Annotated in this window: 15 protein-coding genes; 8 read left to right on the top strand and 7 right to left on the bottom strand. The window is 67.4% G+C overall.

The genetic code is table 11. The annotated features are described in order from the left end of the window. The first annotated feature begins 15 nt into the window (after nt 1–15). From ACH82I_RS10650 to ACH82I_RS10635, 4 genes are read left to right on the top strand one after another with little or no spacing between them, the layout of a single operon-like run. The gene (locus ACH82I_RS10650) at nt 16–1554 is read left to right on the top strand and encodes a class I adenylate-forming enzyme family protein (protein ID WP_413332469.1); all 1539 of its coding nucleotides are present in this window, start codon (nt 16–18) and stop codon (nt 1552–1554) included. Then, nucleotides 1551–2852, top strand: coding sequence for a beta-ketoacyl-[acyl-carrier-protein] synthase family protein (locus tag ACH82I_RS10645; RefSeq protein ID WP_413332467.1), 1302 nt, complete (start codon nt 1551–1553; stop codon nt 2850–2852). The genes ACH82I_RS10650 and ACH82I_RS10645 overlap by 4 nt, the downstream gene beginning before the upstream one ends. A gap of 46 nt (nt 2853–2898) precedes the next feature. Next, entirely contained in the window at nt 2899–4104 is a 1206-nt protein-coding gene (locus ACH82I_RS10640) for an acyl-CoA dehydrogenase family protein (protein ID WP_230745864.1), read from the top strand. Next, a complete protein-coding gene (locus ACH82I_RS10635; protein WP_230745536.1) occupies nt 4097–4420 on the top strand; it encodes a hypothetical protein in 324 nt (107 codons plus the stop codon). Before ACH82I_RS10640 ends, ACH82I_RS10635 begins: the two co-directional genes overlap by 8 nt. On the opposite strand, the gene ACH82I_RS10630 is transcribed toward ACH82I_RS10635, so the two are convergent. The 6 genes from ACH82I_RS10630 to pdhA form a co-directional block, all read right to left on the bottom strand. Further along, the gene (locus ACH82I_RS10630; RefSeq protein WP_230745535.1) at nt 4389–5231 is read right to left on the bottom strand and encodes an SDR family oxidoreductase; all 843 of its coding nucleotides are present in this window, start codon (nt 5229–5231) and stop codon (nt 4389–4391) included. The genes ACH82I_RS10635 and ACH82I_RS10630 overlap by 32 nt on opposite strands. Nucleotides 5232–5269: 38 nt before the next feature. Continuing rightward, on the bottom strand, nt 5270–6787 hold the full coding sequence (locus ACH82I_RS10625; protein WP_230745534.1) for a sodium:solute symporter family protein: 1518 nt from the start codon (nt 6785–6787) through the stop codon (nt 5270–5272). Further along, the gene (locus ACH82I_RS10620; protein ID WP_230745533.1) at nt 6784–7116 is read right to left on the bottom strand and encodes a DUF3311 domain-containing protein; all 333 of its coding nucleotides are present in this window, start codon (nt 7114–7116) and stop codon (nt 6784–6786) included. The genes ACH82I_RS10625 and ACH82I_RS10620 overlap by 4 nt, the downstream gene beginning before the upstream one ends. A 176-nt stretch (nt 7117–7292) precedes the next feature. Then, nucleotides 7293–8786, bottom strand: coding sequence for a dihydrolipoamide acetyltransferase family protein (locus tag ACH82I_RS10615; protein ID WP_413332464.1), 1494 nt, complete (start codon nt 8784–8786; stop codon nt 7293–7295). After that, nucleotides 8786–9832, bottom strand: a complete 1047-nt coding sequence (locus ACH82I_RS10610; protein WP_413332462.1) for an alpha-ketoacid dehydrogenase subunit beta — start codon at nt 9830–9832, stop codon at nt 8786–8788. Before ACH82I_RS10610 ends, ACH82I_RS10615 begins: the two co-directional genes overlap by 1 nt. Next, nucleotides 9829–10938 carry a pyruvate dehydrogenase (acetyl-transferring) E1 component subunit alpha gene (pdhA, locus tag ACH82I_RS10605; RefSeq protein WP_413332460.1) on the bottom strand — a complete coding sequence of 370 codons (1110 nt, stop codon included), beginning with the start codon at nt 10936–10938 and terminating at the stop codon, nt 9829–9831. Before pdhA ends, ACH82I_RS10610 begins: the two co-directional genes overlap by 4 nt. 500 nt (nt 10939–11438) lie before the next feature. On the opposite strand from pdhA, the gene ACH82I_RS10600 reads away from it, so the two are divergent. Then, complete coding sequence (locus ACH82I_RS10600) at nt 11439–13406, top strand: SIP domain-containing protein (protein ID WP_413332458.1); 1968 nt, start codon at nt 11439–11441, stop codon at nt 13404–13406. A gap of 42 nt (nt 13407–13448) precedes the next feature. Further along, nucleotides 13449–14459, top strand: coding sequence for an ABC transporter substrate-binding protein (locus ACH82I_RS10595; protein ID WP_413332457.1), 1011 nt, complete (start codon nt 13449–13451; stop codon nt 14457–14459). A gap of 157 nt (nt 14460–14616) precedes the next feature. Here ACH82I_RS10595 and ACH82I_RS10590 read toward each other — a convergent pair whose 3' ends face one another. Next, nucleotides 14617–15075 carry an Lrp/AsnC family transcriptional regulator gene (locus tag ACH82I_RS10590; RefSeq protein ID WP_230745523.1) on the bottom strand — a complete coding sequence of 153 codons (459 nt, stop codon included), beginning with the start codon at nt 15073–15075 and terminating at the stop codon, nt 14617–14619. Between the two features lie 302 nt (nt 15076–15377). On the opposite strand from ACH82I_RS10590, the gene ACH82I_RS10585 reads away from it, so the two are divergent. After that, nucleotides 15378–16154: an electron transfer flavoprotein subunit beta/FixA family protein gene (locus ACH82I_RS10585; protein WP_413332455.1), complete on the top strand. Its 777-nt coding sequence runs from the start codon at nt 15378–15380 to the stop codon at nt 16152–16154. Nucleotides 16155–16166: 12 nt separating this feature from the next. Continuing rightward, entirely contained in the window at nt 16167–17144 is a 978-nt protein-coding gene (locus tag ACH82I_RS10580; protein ID WP_413332454.1) for an electron transfer flavoprotein subunit alpha/FixB family protein, read from the top strand.

Below are 17144 nucleotides of genomic sequence, written 5' to 3'. Positions count from 1 at the left end.
ACCAGGAGGTCAGACGTGCCGATCACCGCGACGATCCTCGAGGTCGCAGACAGTGACCCCGAGCGGCTTGCCCTCGTCGGCGGCGACGAGCGACTGAGCTACGGCGAACTCGTCGCGGACTCGCGGACCATGGTCGCCGTCGTCGACTCCCTGCACCGGGCCCAGCCCGAACCGCCCACCCCGGCACCCGAGACCGAGGGCATCCCGATCACCGCGGTCAGCACCACCTCGGCGTTCCACACCTCGCGCATCATCGCCGGACTCGCCGGCTACCGCGCGGTCTCCGCCACCATCGATCCCCGCTGGCCCCTGGAACATCAGGTTCGGGTCATCCGTGTCACCGGCATCGGGCTGGTCATCAGCGACTCGACCGACCTCGCCGAGGCGCTCGCCGCCGCCGAGTGGACCGGAACCGTGATCACCACGACCGAATTTCGGGCACGCGAAGCCGCCGTCGAACCTGCCCCGCCGCCGAGCGTCCGCGCGCCGGACGAACCCTTCCTCATGCTCTTCTCCTCGGGGACGACGAGCAACCCCAAGGCCTTCATCAAGACCCGACAGCAGTATCGGGACAATGTCGCGGTCTCCTCGGCCCACCTCGAACCCCTGCCCGAGGTGGCGACGCTGGCCCCCGGGCCCGTCTCTTACAGCCTCACCCTCTACGCCGTCGTCGAGAGCCTCGCGACCGGCGGCAGCGTCCATGTCGCCGACGAGTTCGCCCCGATCGAGATGGGCCGCCGAATCGAGGTCGAATCCGTCACCCGCATCGTCGCCGTGCCCGCCGTGGTCAAAGCCCTCGCCGAGGCGGCCGCCCGCGATCCGGAACGCTTCGCCGGGATCGAGCTCGTCGTCACCGGGGGTGCCAACCTGCCCGCGAGCATCCGCGACCGCCTCGGCGAGGTCCTCCTGAACACCCGTCTGATCAGCTATTACGGGGCAGCGGAGATCGGATTCATCGGCGACAGCCGTGACGGCGACGGCACGTGGATCACGATCTACCCGACCATCGGGGCCGAGATCCGAGACGAACACGGGGCGCCGCTGCCCGAAGGCGAGATCGGCACCCTGTGGATCAACGCGGCCGCCTGCTCTCACGGCTACGTCACCGGCACCACCGAGGCGGTCCTGCGCGGACCCGACGGCTGGGCCACCGTCGATGACCAGGGACGGATCGAGAACGGCCTGCTCCAGCTGGCCGGACGAGCCGGCGACATCGCCATCACCGGCGGCTACAAGGTCTCCCTGCCCGAGGTCGAACGCGCATTCGAGACGTTTTCCTCGCGCGAGACTGGCCACGACCTCGGCGAGGTCTGCGCGGTCGCGCTCGACGATGCGAACCTCGGCAGCATCGTCGCCCTTGTCGTGGAGGTCGGGCATGCGACCGCACTTCCCGATAAGACAGCGCTCCTCGCGCACGCTCGCGCGCACCTGGCCCCGCAGTTCGTGCCGCGGCGCATCTTTGCACTGGACCGACTGCCACGCACCGTCGGCGGGAAGATTCGCCGCAGCGAAACCGTTGACCAGATCATGAAGGGCCGAGGGCAGCGACTGTGAACGACGAGCACCGAGACCGGCAAGACCGAAGCGTCGTCATCACCGGGATGGGGGCGATCACGCCCAGCGGCAACGACGTCGACACCCTGTGGGAGTCGGTGCGGACCGGGCGGAGTGCGATCGACGTCCTCGCCGGTGAGCGGTTCGCCGATCTCGCCGTGCGCATCGGCGGACAGGTCAGAGACTTCGACGCCGAGGCGGTCCTGCCCCGCGCGCTCGCCCGCCGACTCAGCCCGGTCCAGCACTGGGCCATCGCCGCCGCCGACCAAGCACTCGGGCAGGCCGGGATCGCGAATCCCGCCGAGCTCGGCGCGAACCCGGTCGACGATCTACCTTGGGACCGCCAGCGCATCGCCGTCATCGCGGCCACCGGTTCCGGTCCCGTCGACGCCATGCAGGAGGCCACTCGGGCCCTCCTCGACGGCGGACCACGCGCGGTGCCCCTGAGCCTGGCGATCCACGGGGCACCGGACTCGGCGGCGGCGCTGCTGAGCCAACGCTATGACTTCCGGGGCCCCGGCCAAGGGGTCTCGGCCACCTGCGCCTCCGGGGCGGTCGGCCTCGGCGCGGGACTGCGCCGCATCCGCCACGGCTATGCCGACGCCGTGCTCGTCATCGGCATGGAAGACTGCCTGGGCCCGGTCAACCTCGCCTCGAACGCGAACATGCGCGCCCTCGCCGCCGGGTTCGAAGACGACCCGACCGCTGCCAGCCGCCCTTTCGACCGGATACGCAATGGATTCGTGATGAGCCAGGGCGCCGGCGCGATCCTCCTCGAATCCGCCGCCGGTGCCGCAGCCAGAGGCGCCGCGGTGCTCGCCGAACTCGCCGGCTTCGGAGCCGCCAGCGACGCCCACCATCCGACGAACCCGCATCCCGAAGGCCGCGGAGCCGCCGCGGCGGTCCGCGAAGCCCTGGCCGATGCCGGCCTGACCGCCTCCGACATCGACCACATCAACGCCCACGCCACCGGCACCCCGGCCGGTGATTCCGCCGAACTCGCCGCCTTCGATGCGGCCCTCGGCGCCACGGCACACCTGATTCCGATCAGCGCCACGAAGTCATCCACCGGGCACCTGCTCGGCGCCTCCGGGATCGTCGAGGCGATCATCGCGGTCCACACGCTGCGGGAACAGACGCTGCCACCGACGCTCAACCTCGGCGATCCGGAATTCGACGACTGGGACATCGTGGCCGGTCAGGCCCGCGAAATTGAGAGCCTCGACACCGTTCTCTCGACGTCCTTCGGCTTCGGCGGACACAACGGGGCGATCGTGCTGCGCCGGCCGCGACCATGACATCCCCTCCCACGCGCCACCCCGACCCCACGAGCAAGGAGAGATGATGACCGATCGTGAGACCCACCATCGTGAACTGGCCGAGAAATACCTGCCCGCCGAGGTCCTCGAACGCTTCCGCGAGCGTGCGGCGATCTACGACCGGGAGAACCGCTTCTTCGACGAGGATCTCGAGGAGCTCAAGGCTCTCGGCTATCTCACTCTCTTCGTGCCCGACGCCTACGGCGGTCCCGGGCTGAGCCTGCACGAGGTGACTCGGCTGCAGCAGCGGTTGGCCGGCGCGGCCCCGGCCACCGCGTTGGCGATCAACATGCACCTGATGTGCACCGGGGTCGTCAAGGCCATGGCCGACCGCGGCGATTCGACGCTCAACTGGGTCTTCGACGAGGTCATGGCCGGTGAGATCTTCGCCTTCGGGATCTCCGAGCCGTCGAACGACTGGGTGCTGCAGGGGTCGAACACCGAGGCGGTGCCCACCGCCGACGGCGGGTACCTGCTCTCGGGGGTGAAGATCTTCACCTCCCTGTCCCCGGTGTGGACCCGGCTGATCGTCCACGGCGCCGTCACACCCGAGGACGAGGGGATCGCCGGTCCCGATGCCGAGGAACCGGCCGAGGGACAGCTGGTCTACGGGTTCATCGAACGCTCGGAGCCGGGCATCACGATCTCCGATCACTGGGATGTGCTGGGCATGCGGGCCTCCCAGTCGCGGGCGACGATCCTCGACGAGGTGCTCCTGCGTCCCGACCGCGTCTCCCGAGTCATCCCGGCCGGCAAGCATCCCGATCTGCTGACCTTCGCGATCACCAGCAATTTCCAGCTGCTCATCGCCGCCGTCTACGCCGGGGTCGCTGCCCGTGCGCTCGAGCTCGGGGCTGCTGGGCTGAAGAAGCGGACGTCCGCGAAGGCCGGGACCACTCTCGCCGAGGTGCCCGAGACTCGGGCGCGCCTGGCCGGTGCCCACCTCGACTACCTCAGCGTCCCGGCGATGATCGATTCCTATGCCAGGGACTTCGACGGCCTCGTCGATCACGGTGCCGGTTGGCCGCTGCGCCTCGTGGGAGCGAGGATCAAGGCTGCCGAGGCTGCCCGTCGCACTGCCGAGACCGCGCTGATGTGCGCCGGCGGCAGCGGTTTCGACAACGGCCATGAGCTCTCACGTCTCTTACGGGACGCGAGTGCTGGCCTGTTCCACCCGCCGAGCGCCGACGCCGCCCGCCCGATGTACGCCGCGGCTCTGCTCGATGACTGAAAATGGTCGTGACGCTGTCAGCGATGGCTCGCTGTTGGATCGGATGTATCCGAGGAAGCCGGTTTGGCGGTTCCTCTACTTTGCGCTCATCATTCTCACTTCGGTGCTCATCTGCCTGAGCGTGGGGATCTCCATCTGGTCGCAGATCGGCGAAGACGGGTGGGTGACGAAGGCCGCATTGGCCGTCCTGTCGTGGCTGGTCACTCTGCCTCTGCTGCTCGGATCCGTGTGCTGGTGGGTCGTGCTGATCAGCAGGCCGCGACGGTTGCCGGCACCCGAGCGGCTCAGTCCTGTTCGAGCATCTCGGCGAGGCTGACGGGCGCGGTTCCCGTCAGCCGTTCCACGCAGTCGGTGACGACATCGAGTTCACCGGCCGCGATCGCGGTGTACGTCGACACCCAGGCGTCGAGCTGCCAGTCGGGCACACCATAGGGTCGGCGTGATTCGTAGGCTTCGTCGACGGTCTCGTTGTGGAAGGTCGTCGGCCTCCCGGTCACCTCGGTGACGGTGCGGGCCACCTCGTCGAAGGTCAGCGCCTGCGGGCCTGTGAGGTCATAGGACCGGCCGACATGGGCATCTGGATCCTGCAGGATCGCTGCCGCACAGCGGGCGACATCGCCCCTGGTCACGGCTCCGACGCGGCCAGTTTCTGCAGGTCCGCGGATGACGCCGTCATCTCCGGCCATGGCGGGCAGGAAGTCGAGATAGAACGAGTCCCGCAGGAACGTCCACGCCATTCCGGATTCACGAAGCCGCTCCTCGGTGTGCCAGTGAGTGCGCGCCAGTGTGAACGTGGCCTGGGGAGAGGCTCCGAGGAATGACAGGTAGACCACGTGCCGCACTCCGGCGGCGGCCGCGGCATCGATGAAGGTCAGATGCTGTTCGAGTCGGTCGGCGCTCTCGGCGGCGGAGACCATGAAGAGGACGTCGACGCCGCGCAGAGCCTTGGTGGCGGCATCGGCATCCCCGTATTCGGCCACGGCGATGTCGCCGACACCCTGCGGAGCCCGACTCACGTCTCGGACGATGAGTCGCAGAGAGGTCTCGGCGCTGCCGAGCAGATCGGTGACGATGCGTCCGATGTGCCCCGTCGCACCGGTGATCGCAGTGACGGATCGTGGACTCATGGTCATGATTCCTCTCCTCGACGACGGATTCTGTCAGCCTACTCCGCCGCGACCGCCTCGGCGCGTGGTCTGCGCTGCGCCGCAGGCACCCACCGCGGATCCGGCTTGGCCAGAGTGACGGCTACGACGACGATCAGGTTGGCGGCGACGGCCCACAGGCCCCCGTTGATGCCGAGCAGCGGATCGTGGCCTGTGTAATGGAGGCCGACCATGACGACGGAGCCGACGATGAGTCCGGCTCCTGCTGCCTGCTTGCTCATCCGCGGCCAGTAGAGGGCGAGCAGCGCGGCCGGAACCACCTGCGCGAGCCCCTCATAGCTGAGCACCGAGAGCGAGACGAGCGCATCGGGCATGAGCAGGCTCATCACCAGGGCGATCACACCGACGATGAGGCACACCCACTGGGACAGCGTCTTCTGCCGCAGTCCGCGAACCGCCGTCTCTTCGGCCGTCATCGCCGCAGCATTCTTCGGCCCGGCCAGGCCGCCGCCCAGGACAGTCCTGCCCCACATCGACCCGATCGAGAGCATGTACACGCTCATCGGCACGATCGCCGAGAGCGCCCCGGCGACGCCGATGATCGCGACGAGGGGAGCCGGCAGCGAGTCGATGACCACGGAGAACAGCGCCAGATCGGCGTCCTTGAGGGCGGGGATGACGAAGAGCGCGGCCACGCCGACCATCATCGGCACGAGGAGCAGCAGCTGGTACCAGGGCAGGATGATCGAATTGCGGCGCAGGGCGTTCGCCGAGGTGCCCGAGAGGTACCCGGCGATCGACGTCGGGAACACGGTGATCGTGATCCCGTTGAGGATGATCGTCGAGATGAACCAGGCGCTGCCGTAGGTGCCCTCCCCGGCACCGGGGAAGGTCAGCCACTGTGATTTCTCGACGACGAGCTTGTCGAGCAGACCGCCGAGTCCGTCGAAGTAGTGCAGCGGCACATAGATGGCGAGGAAGGCCACGGCGAGGATGACGAGTCCGTCCTTGAGGGCACTGACCCATGCGGAACCGCGCAGGCCGGAGAAGAGGATGAACGCCTCGGCGACGATGAAGGAGATGATGGCGGCGACCTTGAGGTCGATCGCCCCGTAGCTCATGGCGTTGACCACGGCGCCCATGCCTTGGATCTGCAGCTGGATGTAGGGAACGATGAAGATCGTTGCGAGCACGGCGACGAGGATCGCCAGACCGCGGGAGCGGAACCGGTGTTCGACGATGTCGGAGAGGCTGACGAGCTTGTGCCGGGCCGCGTAGGTCCAGAACAGCGGGCCGACGAGGTAGGCGACGACGAGGCCGATGCTCAGGTAGCCGATGAGGTAGAGGATCGGCACGCCGTAGGAGTACGACCAGCCGGCGGTGCCGAGGAACGAGAAGCTCGTGTAGGTTTCCCCGGCCATGAGCAGGAGGATGAAGACGACGCCGAGCCCGCGCCCCGAGACCGACCATTCGTCGAGGGACTTCTCCCGACCGCGGCCGGACCAGACGCCGATGCCGATGGTCGCGAGCATGGCGAGGCCGAAGATGATGCAGGCGATGATCGCGGAGGTGCTCATTTCCCGGCCTCCTCGATGGCGGAGCTGCCGGTGGCGGGGCCGTCGATGGCGTGGTCCTCACCGAAGGCGACGTCAGCGGGAATGTGCTCAGGCCGGTCGGTGCGGTAGAAGTGGTCGCCGCGGGCGGCCATCCACACGCAGAGCCAGGTGAGGATCGTGACGATGATCGTGTAGGTGACGATGAACGGCAGACCGAAGATGCGCGGCTCGACCGTGTTCGCCACGACCGGGGTGAGGACGTAGAGGACGACGGGAACGATGAGCAGGAGAAGCGAATACCGCCGCCGAGGTGGTCCCGGCGGTGATGTTGATTCGTGAACCCGTGACATGTGCGTCCTCTTTCACCCTGGCGCTCACCGCTGGTGAGCGGCGTCTGAGTCGCCGCCGGTGGGCGGCGTAGGCCAGGGTAGTGGTGCGCGTCACGCGGGTCGTGTAGTGGTCCGTATTCTGGAACGTGCCTTGTGCTGGGGTTCACGGCTCAGGTCGGTTCAGAGCTCCGGCGTAATCAGAGCTCCGGCAGGAGCGAGACCGGGTTCTCGATGCAGTCAGCGACGAAGGTGAGGAATTGACTCGGCTCCTCGCCGTCGCAGGCGCGGTGGTCGAAGACGAAGGACAGGTACATGACCTTGCGGACTCTCAGCTCTCCGTCGACGGCCCAAGGGCGGTCCTTGATCCGGCCGAGCCCGAGCATCGCGACCTCGGGGAGGTTGATGATCGGGGCCGAACCGTCGACCCCGAAGACGCCGTAGTTATTCAGCGTGAATGTGCCGCCGCTCAGCTCCTCGCCGCTGAACTTCCCGGTGGAAGCCTTGCCGACAGTCTCGGACACCGAGTCCCGCAGCTGGCGCAGGCTCATCTCACCGGCGCCGTGGACGACGGGGACCATGAGTCCGCGCGGGGTCTGCGCGGCGAGACCGAGGTTGATGTCACCGTGGGTGACGATCTCACCTGCGACGGTGTCGATCGAGGAGTTGATGATCGGGTACTTCTTCAGCCCGGCCGTGACGAAGCGGGCGACGAGGGAGAGCAGCGAATACTTCTCTCCCGTCTTCGACTCAAGGGCGCGCTTCGTGTTCAGCAGCTCGGTGGCATCGACGTCGAGCCAGATCGTCGCCTCGGGAATCTCCTGGCGCGACCTGGTCAAGCGTTCGGACACGACCTTGCGCAGCCCCGTGATCGGGGTTCGGGTATCGCGGGAATTCTCTGTTGTCCGCGCCGAGGCGGCTGACGTCCCCGCGGGGACGAGCCCGTTCGGCGTCCCCGCGGGGACGTTTTCGACGGGGACCGGTTCGGCGGCAGTTGCGGGGGACGCGGTGTCCGAATCGATCGCCGCGAGGACATCGGCGCGGGTGACGATCCCGCCTGGACCGGATCCGGCGAGGCGTTTGGCGCTGATCCCGTGGTCTTTCGCGAGCTTACGCACGAGCGGGGAAGTGACTGGAGAGACCCGCGACTCTTCGTCGGCCTCCGTGGCCATTGCGCCGGCCTCCGCGGGGGCGACCGACTTCTCAGCCGCCGGGGGAGTGGTCGCCGAGGTTGGTGCGTTCGCTCCGGTGCGTGATCCGAAGGACCGCTTCTTCGATGACCGAGTCTTCGGTTCAGAAGTGCCGTAGCCGATGAGGTTGGCGCCGCCGCCTTCACTCGAAGTCTCGCCCTCACGCGCGGTCTCGACCTCACTCGCAGCCTCGGCGACGGTGAGCAGGGCCTGACCTGCGGCGACGGTGTCACCGGCCGCGGCGTGCAGGGCCGAGATCCGACCCGCGTAGGGGCAGGGCAACTCGACGACTGACTTCGCGGACTCGACCTCGACGACCATCTGATCGACGTGGACTTCATCGCCGACGGCGATCTTCCAGGAGATGAGCTCGGCCTCGGTCAGTCCCTCGCCGAGGTCGGGCAGGATGAAGTCACGCGTGCCCGCGGCAGAGGGGCCCGCGCCAGGGGAGCCCGCAGCGGAGGCGCCCGACGTGTCGGCGCCGGTACTCAGATCCGCACTCATCACAGCTCCCAATCCCAGGTCTCGAAGGCATCGAGCACGCGTTCGACGGTCGGCAAGTAGTACTCCTCGAGCTTCGGGGACGGGTAGGGCACGTCGAAGCCGGTGATCCGCAGGATCGGGGCCGACAGATGGGTGAAGTTGCGTTCGGTGACCCGGGCGGCCACCTCGGCGCCGTAGCCTCCGAACTGAGCGGCCTCGTGGATGATCGCCGCCCGCGAGGTCTTGCGCACGGAAGCGCTCACTGTCTCATCGTCGAAGGGGGAGAGCGTGCGCAGGTCGATGACCTCGACGGACAGTCCGTGTTCGGCTCCGGCCTCGGCGGCCTCCACGGCCGTTCGCACGGTCGGCCCGTACGCCAGCAGGGTGACGTCAGATCCTTCTCGGACCACCTCGGCGCGATTCATCGGGGCCGTGGTCACGGGCAGGGACAGGGTCTCCTTCATCCAATACCGCGACTTCGGCTCCATGAAGATCACGGGGTCGTCGGAGGCGATCGACTCGCGCAGCAGGGAGTACGCATCGGCCGGATTCGAGGGCGTGAGAACGGTCAGACCCGGGGTCGAGGTCCAGTACGCCTCGGAGGAATCCGAGTGGTGTTCGACGCCGCCGATGTCGCCGGCGTAGGGGATCCGGATCGTGATCGGCAGGCTGGCCCGGCCCTTCGTGCGATTGCGCATCTTCGCCACATGGGACACGATCTGCTCGAACGCGGGGTAGGCGTAGGCGTCGAACTGCATCTCGATGACCGGGCGCATCCCGCCCATCGCCATGCCGATCGCGGTGCCGACGATGCCCGATTCGGCCAAGGGTGAGTCCCAGACGCGTTCGGGTCCGAATTCCTTCCGCAGTCCTTCGGTGACCCGGAAGACCCCGCCGAGGCGGCCGACGTCCTCACCGTAGACGAGGACGTTCTCGTCCGCGGCCAGGGAATCGCGCAGGGCGGCGTTGAGTGCCTTCGTCATCGTCACCGGTGCCGGCGCCGAGGCGGCGGTGCCGACGCCTGAGTCCGCCGTGGGCGAGGCGGTGGCCTCGGCATCGACGCTCATGCCCGCCCCGCCGCGGCGAGTTCGGCTTCGAGAATCTTCTGCTGCTCGCCGAGGCTGGCGCGCGGTGTCGCATAGACGTGGGCGAAGAGTTCGCTCGGGTCGATGACGGCCTCGTCGTTCATGGCATCGCGGACGCTCGCGGCCAGCTCCTCGGCCGAGGCGGTGATCTCGTCGAATCCGGCGCCGTCGAGGACACCGGTCGAACGCAGGTAGGTCTCGAGGCGGGTGATGGGGTCGAACTGCTTCCAGTGCTCGACCTCTTCGGAGTCGCGGTACTTCGTGGGGTCATCGGAGTTCGTGTGCGACTCCATGCGATAGGTCAGGCACTCGATGAGGGTCGGGCCTTCGCCGTTCCGTCCCCGTTCGAGGGCGGCCGCGACGGCGGCGAACACGGCGGCGACATCATTGCCGTCGACGCGGATTCCGGGCATGCCGTAGCCGGCGGCGCGGTCGGCGAGCATCGTCGCGTTCGACTGTTCGCGCAGCGGGGTCGAGATCGCGTACTGGTTGTTCTGGAGTACGAAGACCGTCGGCGTCTGCCAGACAGAGGCGAAGTTGAAGGCCTCGTGGGTGTCACCCTCGCTGCTCGCCCCATCGCCGAGGAAGGTCAGGGTGGCCGCGTCCGTGCCCTTGAGCTTGGCGGCCATGGCGAAGCCGGTGGCGTGCAGGGTCTGCGTGGCCAGCGGTGTCGCTGCAGGTGAGGTGTGGTACTCATGTGGGTCGAAGCCGCAGTGCCAATCTCCGCGGAAGGCTGCGAGGATCTCGGCGACCGGGACGCCGCGGGTCAGCAGCGACGCGGAGTCGCGATAGGTGGGGAAGAGCCAGTCATTCGGTGCCAGCGCGGTGGTGGCTCCGACCTCGCAGGCTTCCTGCCCGGCCGCAGAGGGGTAGGTGGCGAGCCTGCCCTGCCGGGTCAGGTGCGTGACCTGAGCTTCGAAGCGACGGACATGGACCATCTGCCGGTAGAGGCCGAGCAGGGTGCGGTCGCTGGGGATGCTCAGCCCCTCGGTCGGTGCGTCGGTGGGGCTGCCGTCGGGGCCGATGAAGCTGATGGGCTGCAGCTGGGGGAGAGCGCGGCCGGTGCTGGGCGGAACGTCGATGGTCATGACCCCATGGTGACGTGAGCCGAGTCACGGTTCCATGCCTGGAAGACAGGTGGAGACGGGCGGTCATCTGTGTCGCGAAGAGTGGACGAACCGGCCCGCTTCGGTGAGGTTGGGTGGACATTTGGCCGGCGGTTCTGCGGTGGGTGGGCCCGACCTCAGATCTCTCCCCAGCGGTAGCCGCCGAGGCGGCCGACCCGTCCGCGCGTGCGCGCGGCCTCGAACTGACGATTCGCGCCGTCCGCCGGACCCTCGGTGCCGGTTCCGACATATAAGACACCGGCCCGCCGGTGGCCGCGCTCGGCACTGAGAATCCGGGCTTCGACGTCTCATTTCACAAGAATCTCCGGCAACGGGTTGTGCGGGTCCCCACCCCCGGTTAGGGTAACCTATGAGATATAGGAAACATTCGTATTTCATTAAGGCAGTCGACACACCTGCTTGAAGTTGCGAGTCCTGTTTCTCACTGTTTCATACGTCAAGGAACCCTCGGAGCTGAATACATGCCGCGCACTTCCAGGCCTCTGCAGGTATTACCGATCATCCTGCGAGAGGTGGAAGTCACCGGCATCACGGACATCACCCCCAATATGCGACGCCTAACAGTGGCTGGCGATCAATTGGCGGCGGGTGAAGTCGACGGGATGCTGCGGCCGGAATTCCGCTCCGAGGGTTTCGACGATCACGTGAAACTCGTCATTCCCCCACCCGGACGTGAAGACCTCCACATCGGTGAGCAGGAGGACTTCCGGTTCAACTGGAACCGCGAAGCGCTCAACCTCACCCGCGACTACACGGTCCGCAGCGTCGACCCCGAGGCGAAGTCCTTCACCTTCGACGTCGTCCGCCACGACTCCGGACTGGCCTCCGACTGGGCCTTCACCGTCAACATCGGCGACTCGCTGAAGTTCGCCGGCCCGAAGACGTGCGCCGGAATCAGCGAAGGCATCGACTTCCATCTGCTCATCGCCGACGAAACCGCACTGCCCGCGGTCGGGCGGTGGCTCGAGGAGGCCCCCGCCGGCACCCGCGGCCACATCATCGTCGAGATCCCCACCGCCGAGGACATCCAGACGATCCCCACCGATGCCGATGTCGAGATCGACTGGCTCGTGCGCGGCTCCACCCCGCCCGGCGAATCCACCCTCATGTACGAAGCCGTGAAGAATGTGGCCCTGCCCGCCGGGCGGACCTTCGCCTGGTGCGCCGGCGAGACCATGACCATCGCGCCCATCCGCCGCTACCTGCGCCGGGACCTCGGCCTGCCCAAGGAGGACGTCGAGGTCGTCGGCTATTGGCGCAAGATGACGACGAAGAAGGCGAGCCACGCCGAGGCGGTGCCGGAGACCGCGGCCGGCAGCGAAGGAATGGCGACCGCCGGTGCAGGCACAGTGTCCGGCGGTGCAGGCGCGGCCGTCGCGGGCACGGGCGTCTCGGGCTCGGCCGGCGACACCGCCGCGAGCGCTGAGCCTTCCGGTCCCGCCGTCGACTCCGGCGCCGCGGGCTCGACCGACGCCTCCGAGGGCACCCTGGGTGTCCTCCACCAGGTGCACGAGATGACCGAGATCCTGCCCCCGATCATCACCCGCGTCGCGGTCAGCTTCGGCGTCAACGACCTCGTGGCCGGCGGGGTCACCACTCCTGCCGCGATCGCCGCGGAACTCGGCATCGACACCGAAGGCGCACGGGTGGTGCTGACCGCGATGAGTGCGCTCGGGCTCCTCGAACGTGAGGGCGAGAACTACCGGAACACCCCCACCGGCGCGGTGCTGACCAGCGAAGGGTCCGCCGACGGACTCAACCTCGAGGATCCGGCCCTGCTCGACCTGTTCTCCGTCGTCGATCTCCTCGACGTCCTCAAGGGCGGGTATGCGGCCAGGACCTCACGCGCCTCGGCGACGGATGCCCAGAGCTGGACGGCGCTGCGCGCGAACGACGAGGCCCTCGACGCCGCCCACCGCAGCCGCACCCTCGACCACCTGCAGTACGTGCTCGACATCATCCTCGACCTCGATCCGATCAGAACCGCTGCCAGCATCGCCCTGGCCGGGGACGCCGGCGCCGAGGTGGCCGCCGCCCTGACAAGGAAGGCTCCGGATTCGGGGCGGTCGATCCACACCCCGGGGGCCGCCGCGCTCAGCGGGGAGGCGCTCTGGCCCGAGGTCGATGCCACCCTCCTCCTCGCCGGGCTGACCGGACGCAGCCGCGAGGAGATGCGCAGCCTGCTGGCGAACATCCTCAAGGCCAGCCGCAGTCTCGTCATCGTCGAACCCTTCACCGATGAGGCGGAAGAGGACGATCACCAGGCCGAAGAGCTCGTGTCCACCTTCGCGACCACCGGACATGCATCGCTGACGAGCGAGGAGCTGCGCGGCATGCTCACCGAGCTGCCGGCCGGAACCGTCGACGTCGTCGACATCGGCTGGGGCTTCGGACGCTTCCGCCGCGCCGTCATCGCTACCCGACGCTGAGCGCCTGAGTCCCGGCCGACGCAGGAATCTCGAAAGGAAACCATGAGAATCAATCGCATCAGCTCTGCCCTGATCGCGGGTGTCGCAGGATTGGCGCTGTTCGCCGGCTGCGGAAGCGGAAGCGCGGACGACGCGGAGGCCTCGAGCGAGACCCGTACGGTCACCGACTCGAGCGGGTCCGAGGTCGAAGTGCCGGCCGATCCCCAGAGCATCGTCACCCTGCACTATGCGGCGACGGAGACGCTCATGGACCTCGACCTCCCGCCCGTCGGGCAGGGTGAGTTCATGGAATCGGCCGTGCCCGAGGAGTGGTTGGATCAGCTGAACGAGATCCCGAAATTCGCGCAGGAAGCGCCGGACCTCGAGAAGATCGCCGAGGCGGAACCCGACCTCATCCTGTCCCCGAACACCTTTGAGCCCGAGATGATCGAGCAGTTGCAGGAGATCGCTCCGGTCTACCAGTTCACCCTGCGCGGCGGCGACCGTGCGAACTGGAAGCAGCGCGTCCAGGAAGTGGCGGACGCGGTGAATCAGACCGATGAACTCGAACAGCTCGACAGCGAATTCGAGGCCGAGCAGAAACGGCTTGCCGATGAGTACGGCGATGCCGCCGAAGGCACCACGATCGGTGTCGCCTCCTCCTACGAAGACAATTCCGCTTATCTCTGGGGCAGTAAGAACATGCTCGGCTCCATCCTCAGCCCGATCGGCTTCGACTGGTCGGCCGACGAAGACAAGATGGTCGAGAAGTACGGTAAGGCGGCGCAGGGCGGCAACAAGTCCGGCAAGGTCGAGCCGGAAGCGCAGATCTCCATGGAGGTTCTCGATGCGAGCCTGTCCGATGCCGACATCATCTTCGTCAACTCCGATCTGCGCGGTGACTACGACGAGCTCACCGAGACCCTGGTGGACTCGGCCGTGTTCAAGGAACTGCCCGCCGCCAAGGCAGGACACGTCTACCCGATCGGCAAGGCCACGATCGCCGGATACGCGGATGCGAAGTACGGACTCGAACTCGCGGAGAAGGCCATTCAGGAGTACGAGAAGGACTGACCCGCGTCGGCGGCTCTGATCCTCGAGCCCGCTGTGCCGACAAGCCCGCTGCGCCACGGACCGATTCCGGTCGAGCGCGGTGGGCTCGTTGCGTTCTCCGCTCCCTGACTCAGTTGTTCGAAGGCTCAACCGCTCCCTGACTCAGCCGTTCGAAGGATCAGCCGTTCGAGCCGGGCCGGTGGCCCTCGGCCTCGTCGAGGATGAGCAGGGACCGGGAGGACACCACGCCGGGGACCTCGTGGATGCGGCGCAGGATCACCTGGGACAGTGCGGTGTTGTCCGGGGCGTTGACGGTGACGAGGGCGTCGATGTCTCCGCTGACGGCTTGGACCTTCTCGACGAACGGAAGCTTGGCGAGCTCATCGCGTACCTCGGGCCACGGACGGTCGCCGATCTTGACGACGACCACCGCGGTCACGGTCATGCCCAGGGCGCTGCGGTCGACCTCGGCGGTGAACCGCCTGATCGCGCCGGACTCGATGAGGGCGGAGAAGCGCTTGTGTGCGGCGGACCGGGAGATGTGGACTCGCTCTGCCAACTGGCGGACGCTGAGGCGGGAGTCCTCGACGAGAGCGGCGATGATGCTGCGATCGATATCGTCGAGGTCGAATGCCACGAGGCGCTCCTTCGTCGTTGATGTCGGCGTCGGTCCCGCCCGAATGCCGGGATGAGTCTCATTCTAGGGCCACTCGTGGGGATGACCTCGGGCGAGGCTTCGAGTAGAGTCGGCATCACCGAAGTTTTCGATCGTTCGTACAGTAAAAGTGTTCCGTGTGGTGGAGACCACGTACCATGGTTCCTGAGCATTCGTTCGGGGCCAGAAGCGGACCCGGCTGTCGGACGGCGAAGCGCCGACTGTAGATTATGAGACGGAAGTCTCAGTGCACATTGAACTGCTTCACGGAAAAGGAGTCATCCTTGAAGATCGCGGTGTTGGTCAAAGAGGTCCCGGACACATACGGGGACCGGAAGTTGAATCTGGAGACGGGGCTGGCCGATCGCGGCGCCTCGGAAGCCGTTCTCGATGAGATCGGCGAGCGTGCCCTCGAGGTCGCTCTGTCCTACAAGGACGGCGAAGGCGATACCGAGATCAGCGTCATCTCGATGGCGCCCGACACCGCGACCGCCACGATCCGCAAGGGTTTGGCGATGGGTGCCGACAACGCCGTGCACATCGCCGACGAGGGCCTGCCCGGTGCTGACCTCGGCCTGACCGCCGAGATCCTCGCGGCGGCGGTCCGCCGCGGCGAGTACGACCTCGTCGTCACCGGCAACATCTCGACCGACGGCAACGGCGGCATGATGCCGGCGATGCTCGCCGAACACCTCGACTACCCGCATGTGACCGGTCTGAGCAGCGTCGAGCTGAGCGCCGACAAGGTCTCCGGCACGCGCGGAATCGAAGGCGGCAAGCAGCAAGTGAGCGCCGAGCTGCCCGCGGTCATCTCGATCACCGAGGCCCTGCCGGAAGCTCGTTTCCCGAACTTCAAGGGCATCATGGCCGCGAAGAAGAAGCCGTTCGAGGTCATCAGCCTCGCCGACCTCGGCGTCGATGCCGAGGATCAGTCGACCGCTCGCTCGATCATGGTCTCCGTGGCCGAGAAGCCGCCGCGCGAAGCCGGCGAGAAGGTCGTCGACGAAGGCAATGGCGGCGCCGACCTCGCCGTATTCCTCATCCAGAACCGTTTGGCCTAAGGAGAGACGCTCATGTCCGAATTCCCACAAGACAGCATTCTCGTCGTCCTGACCGCTGACTCCGAGGGCCAGCTGGAGAAGCCGGCCGCCGAGCTCCTCGGCGGTGCCGGTGAGATCGGTTCGCCCGTCGCGCTCGTCCTCGCCGCCTCCGGCGCCGAGGCGGCCGCCGAGCAGGCCTCCTCCCTCGGTGCCGTGGCCACCCTGACCGCCGAGGTGGCCGGGGACAATCTCGGCACCGCCGCGGTCGACGCGGTCGCAGCCGCCGCCGAGCTCAGCGCTCCCGATGCGGTGCTCGTGCCCAACACGCTCGACGGTCGCGATATCGCCGGCCGCTACGCCGTGCGCACAGGCTCGGCGATCAACGTCGACGCGATCGGCCTCGAACGCGATTCCGAAGGCATCGTGACCAACCACTCCGTCTACGGCGGCGGCTACACCTCGACCGCGGCCCCGACCTTCGGTGCCCCCGTCATCACCGTGCGTCTCGGTGCGATCGAGACCCGCGGCGAAGCGCAGGCGGCGAACAATCAGGCCCTCGAGGTCGCCGATTCCGGCAAGCGCGCGGCCACGATCGAATCCTTCGAGGAGATCGTGGAGACCTCCTCGCGGCCCGAGCTGCGCGGTGCGCAGAAGGTCGTATCCGGTGGACGCGGCGTCGGTTCGGAGGAGTCCTTCGAACTCGTCGGCGAGTTCGCCGATGTGCTCGGCGCGGCCGTCGGTGCCTCGCGTGCCGCCGTCGACGCCGGATTCATCGCCCAGTCCCATCAGGTCGGCCAGACCGGTGTGTCAGTGTCGCCGCAGCTCTACGTGGCACTCGGCATCTCGGGTGCGATCCAGCACAAGGCCGGCATGCAGACCTCGAAGACGATCGTCGCGGTCAACAAGGACGGCGAAGCCCCGATCTTCGACATCGCCGATTACGGTGTCGTCGGCGACCTGTTCAAGGTCGTCCCGCAGTCGATCGAGACCTTGAAAGAGAAACAGTCCTGA

This window comes from Brevibacterium sp. GP-SGM9 (assembly GCF_047300845.1).
Lineage (GTDB): Bacteria > Actinomycetota > Actinomycetes > Actinomycetales > Brevibacteriaceae > Brevibacterium.
The sequence above is the reverse complement of the archived record's forward strand: the minus strand, read 5'-3'. Positions and strand labels throughout refer to the sequence as shown.

Coding starts and splice junctions, on each gene's coding strand:
- ACH82I_RS10630 (WP_230745535.1), bottom strand. CDS start 5,231: ATGAGTCCACGATCCGTCACTGCGATCACCGGTGCGACGGGGCACATC.
- ACH82I_RS10580 (WP_413332454.1), top strand. CDS start 16,167: ATGTCCGAATTCCCACAAGACAGCATTCTCGTCGTCCTGACCGCTGAC.
- ACH82I_RS10595 (WP_413332457.1), top strand. CDS start 13,449: ATGAGAATCAATCGCATCAGCTCTGCCCTGATCGCGGGTGTCGCAGGA.
- pdhA (WP_413332460.1), bottom strand. CDS start 10,938: ATGACCATCGACGTTCCGCCCAGCACCGGCCGCGCTCTCCCCCAGCTG.
- ACH82I_RS10635 (WP_230745536.1), top strand. CDS start 4,097: ATGACTGAAAATGGTCGTGACGCTGTCAGCGATGGCTCGCTGTTGGAT.
- ACH82I_RS10640 (WP_230745864.1), top strand. CDS start 2,899: ATGACCGATCGTGAGACCCACCATCGTGAACTGGCCGAGAAATACCTG.
- ACH82I_RS10625 (WP_230745534.1), bottom strand. CDS start 6,787: ATGAGCACCTCCGCGATCATCGCCTGCATCATCTTCGGCCTCGCCATG.
- ACH82I_RS10610 (WP_413332462.1), bottom strand. CDS start 9,832: ATGAGCGTCGATGCCGAGGCCACCGCCTCGCCCACGGCGGACTCAGGC.
- ACH82I_RS10620 (WP_230745533.1), bottom strand. CDS start 7,116: ATGTCACGGGTTCACGAATCAACATCACCGCCGGGACCACCTCGGCGG.
- ACH82I_RS10615 (WP_413332464.1), bottom strand. CDS start 8,786: ATGAGTGCGGATCTGAGTACCGGCGCCGACACGTCGGGCGCCTCCGCT.
- ACH82I_RS10600 (WP_413332458.1), top strand. CDS start 11,439: ATGCCGCGCACTTCCAGGCCTCTGCAGGTATTACCGATCATCCTGCGA.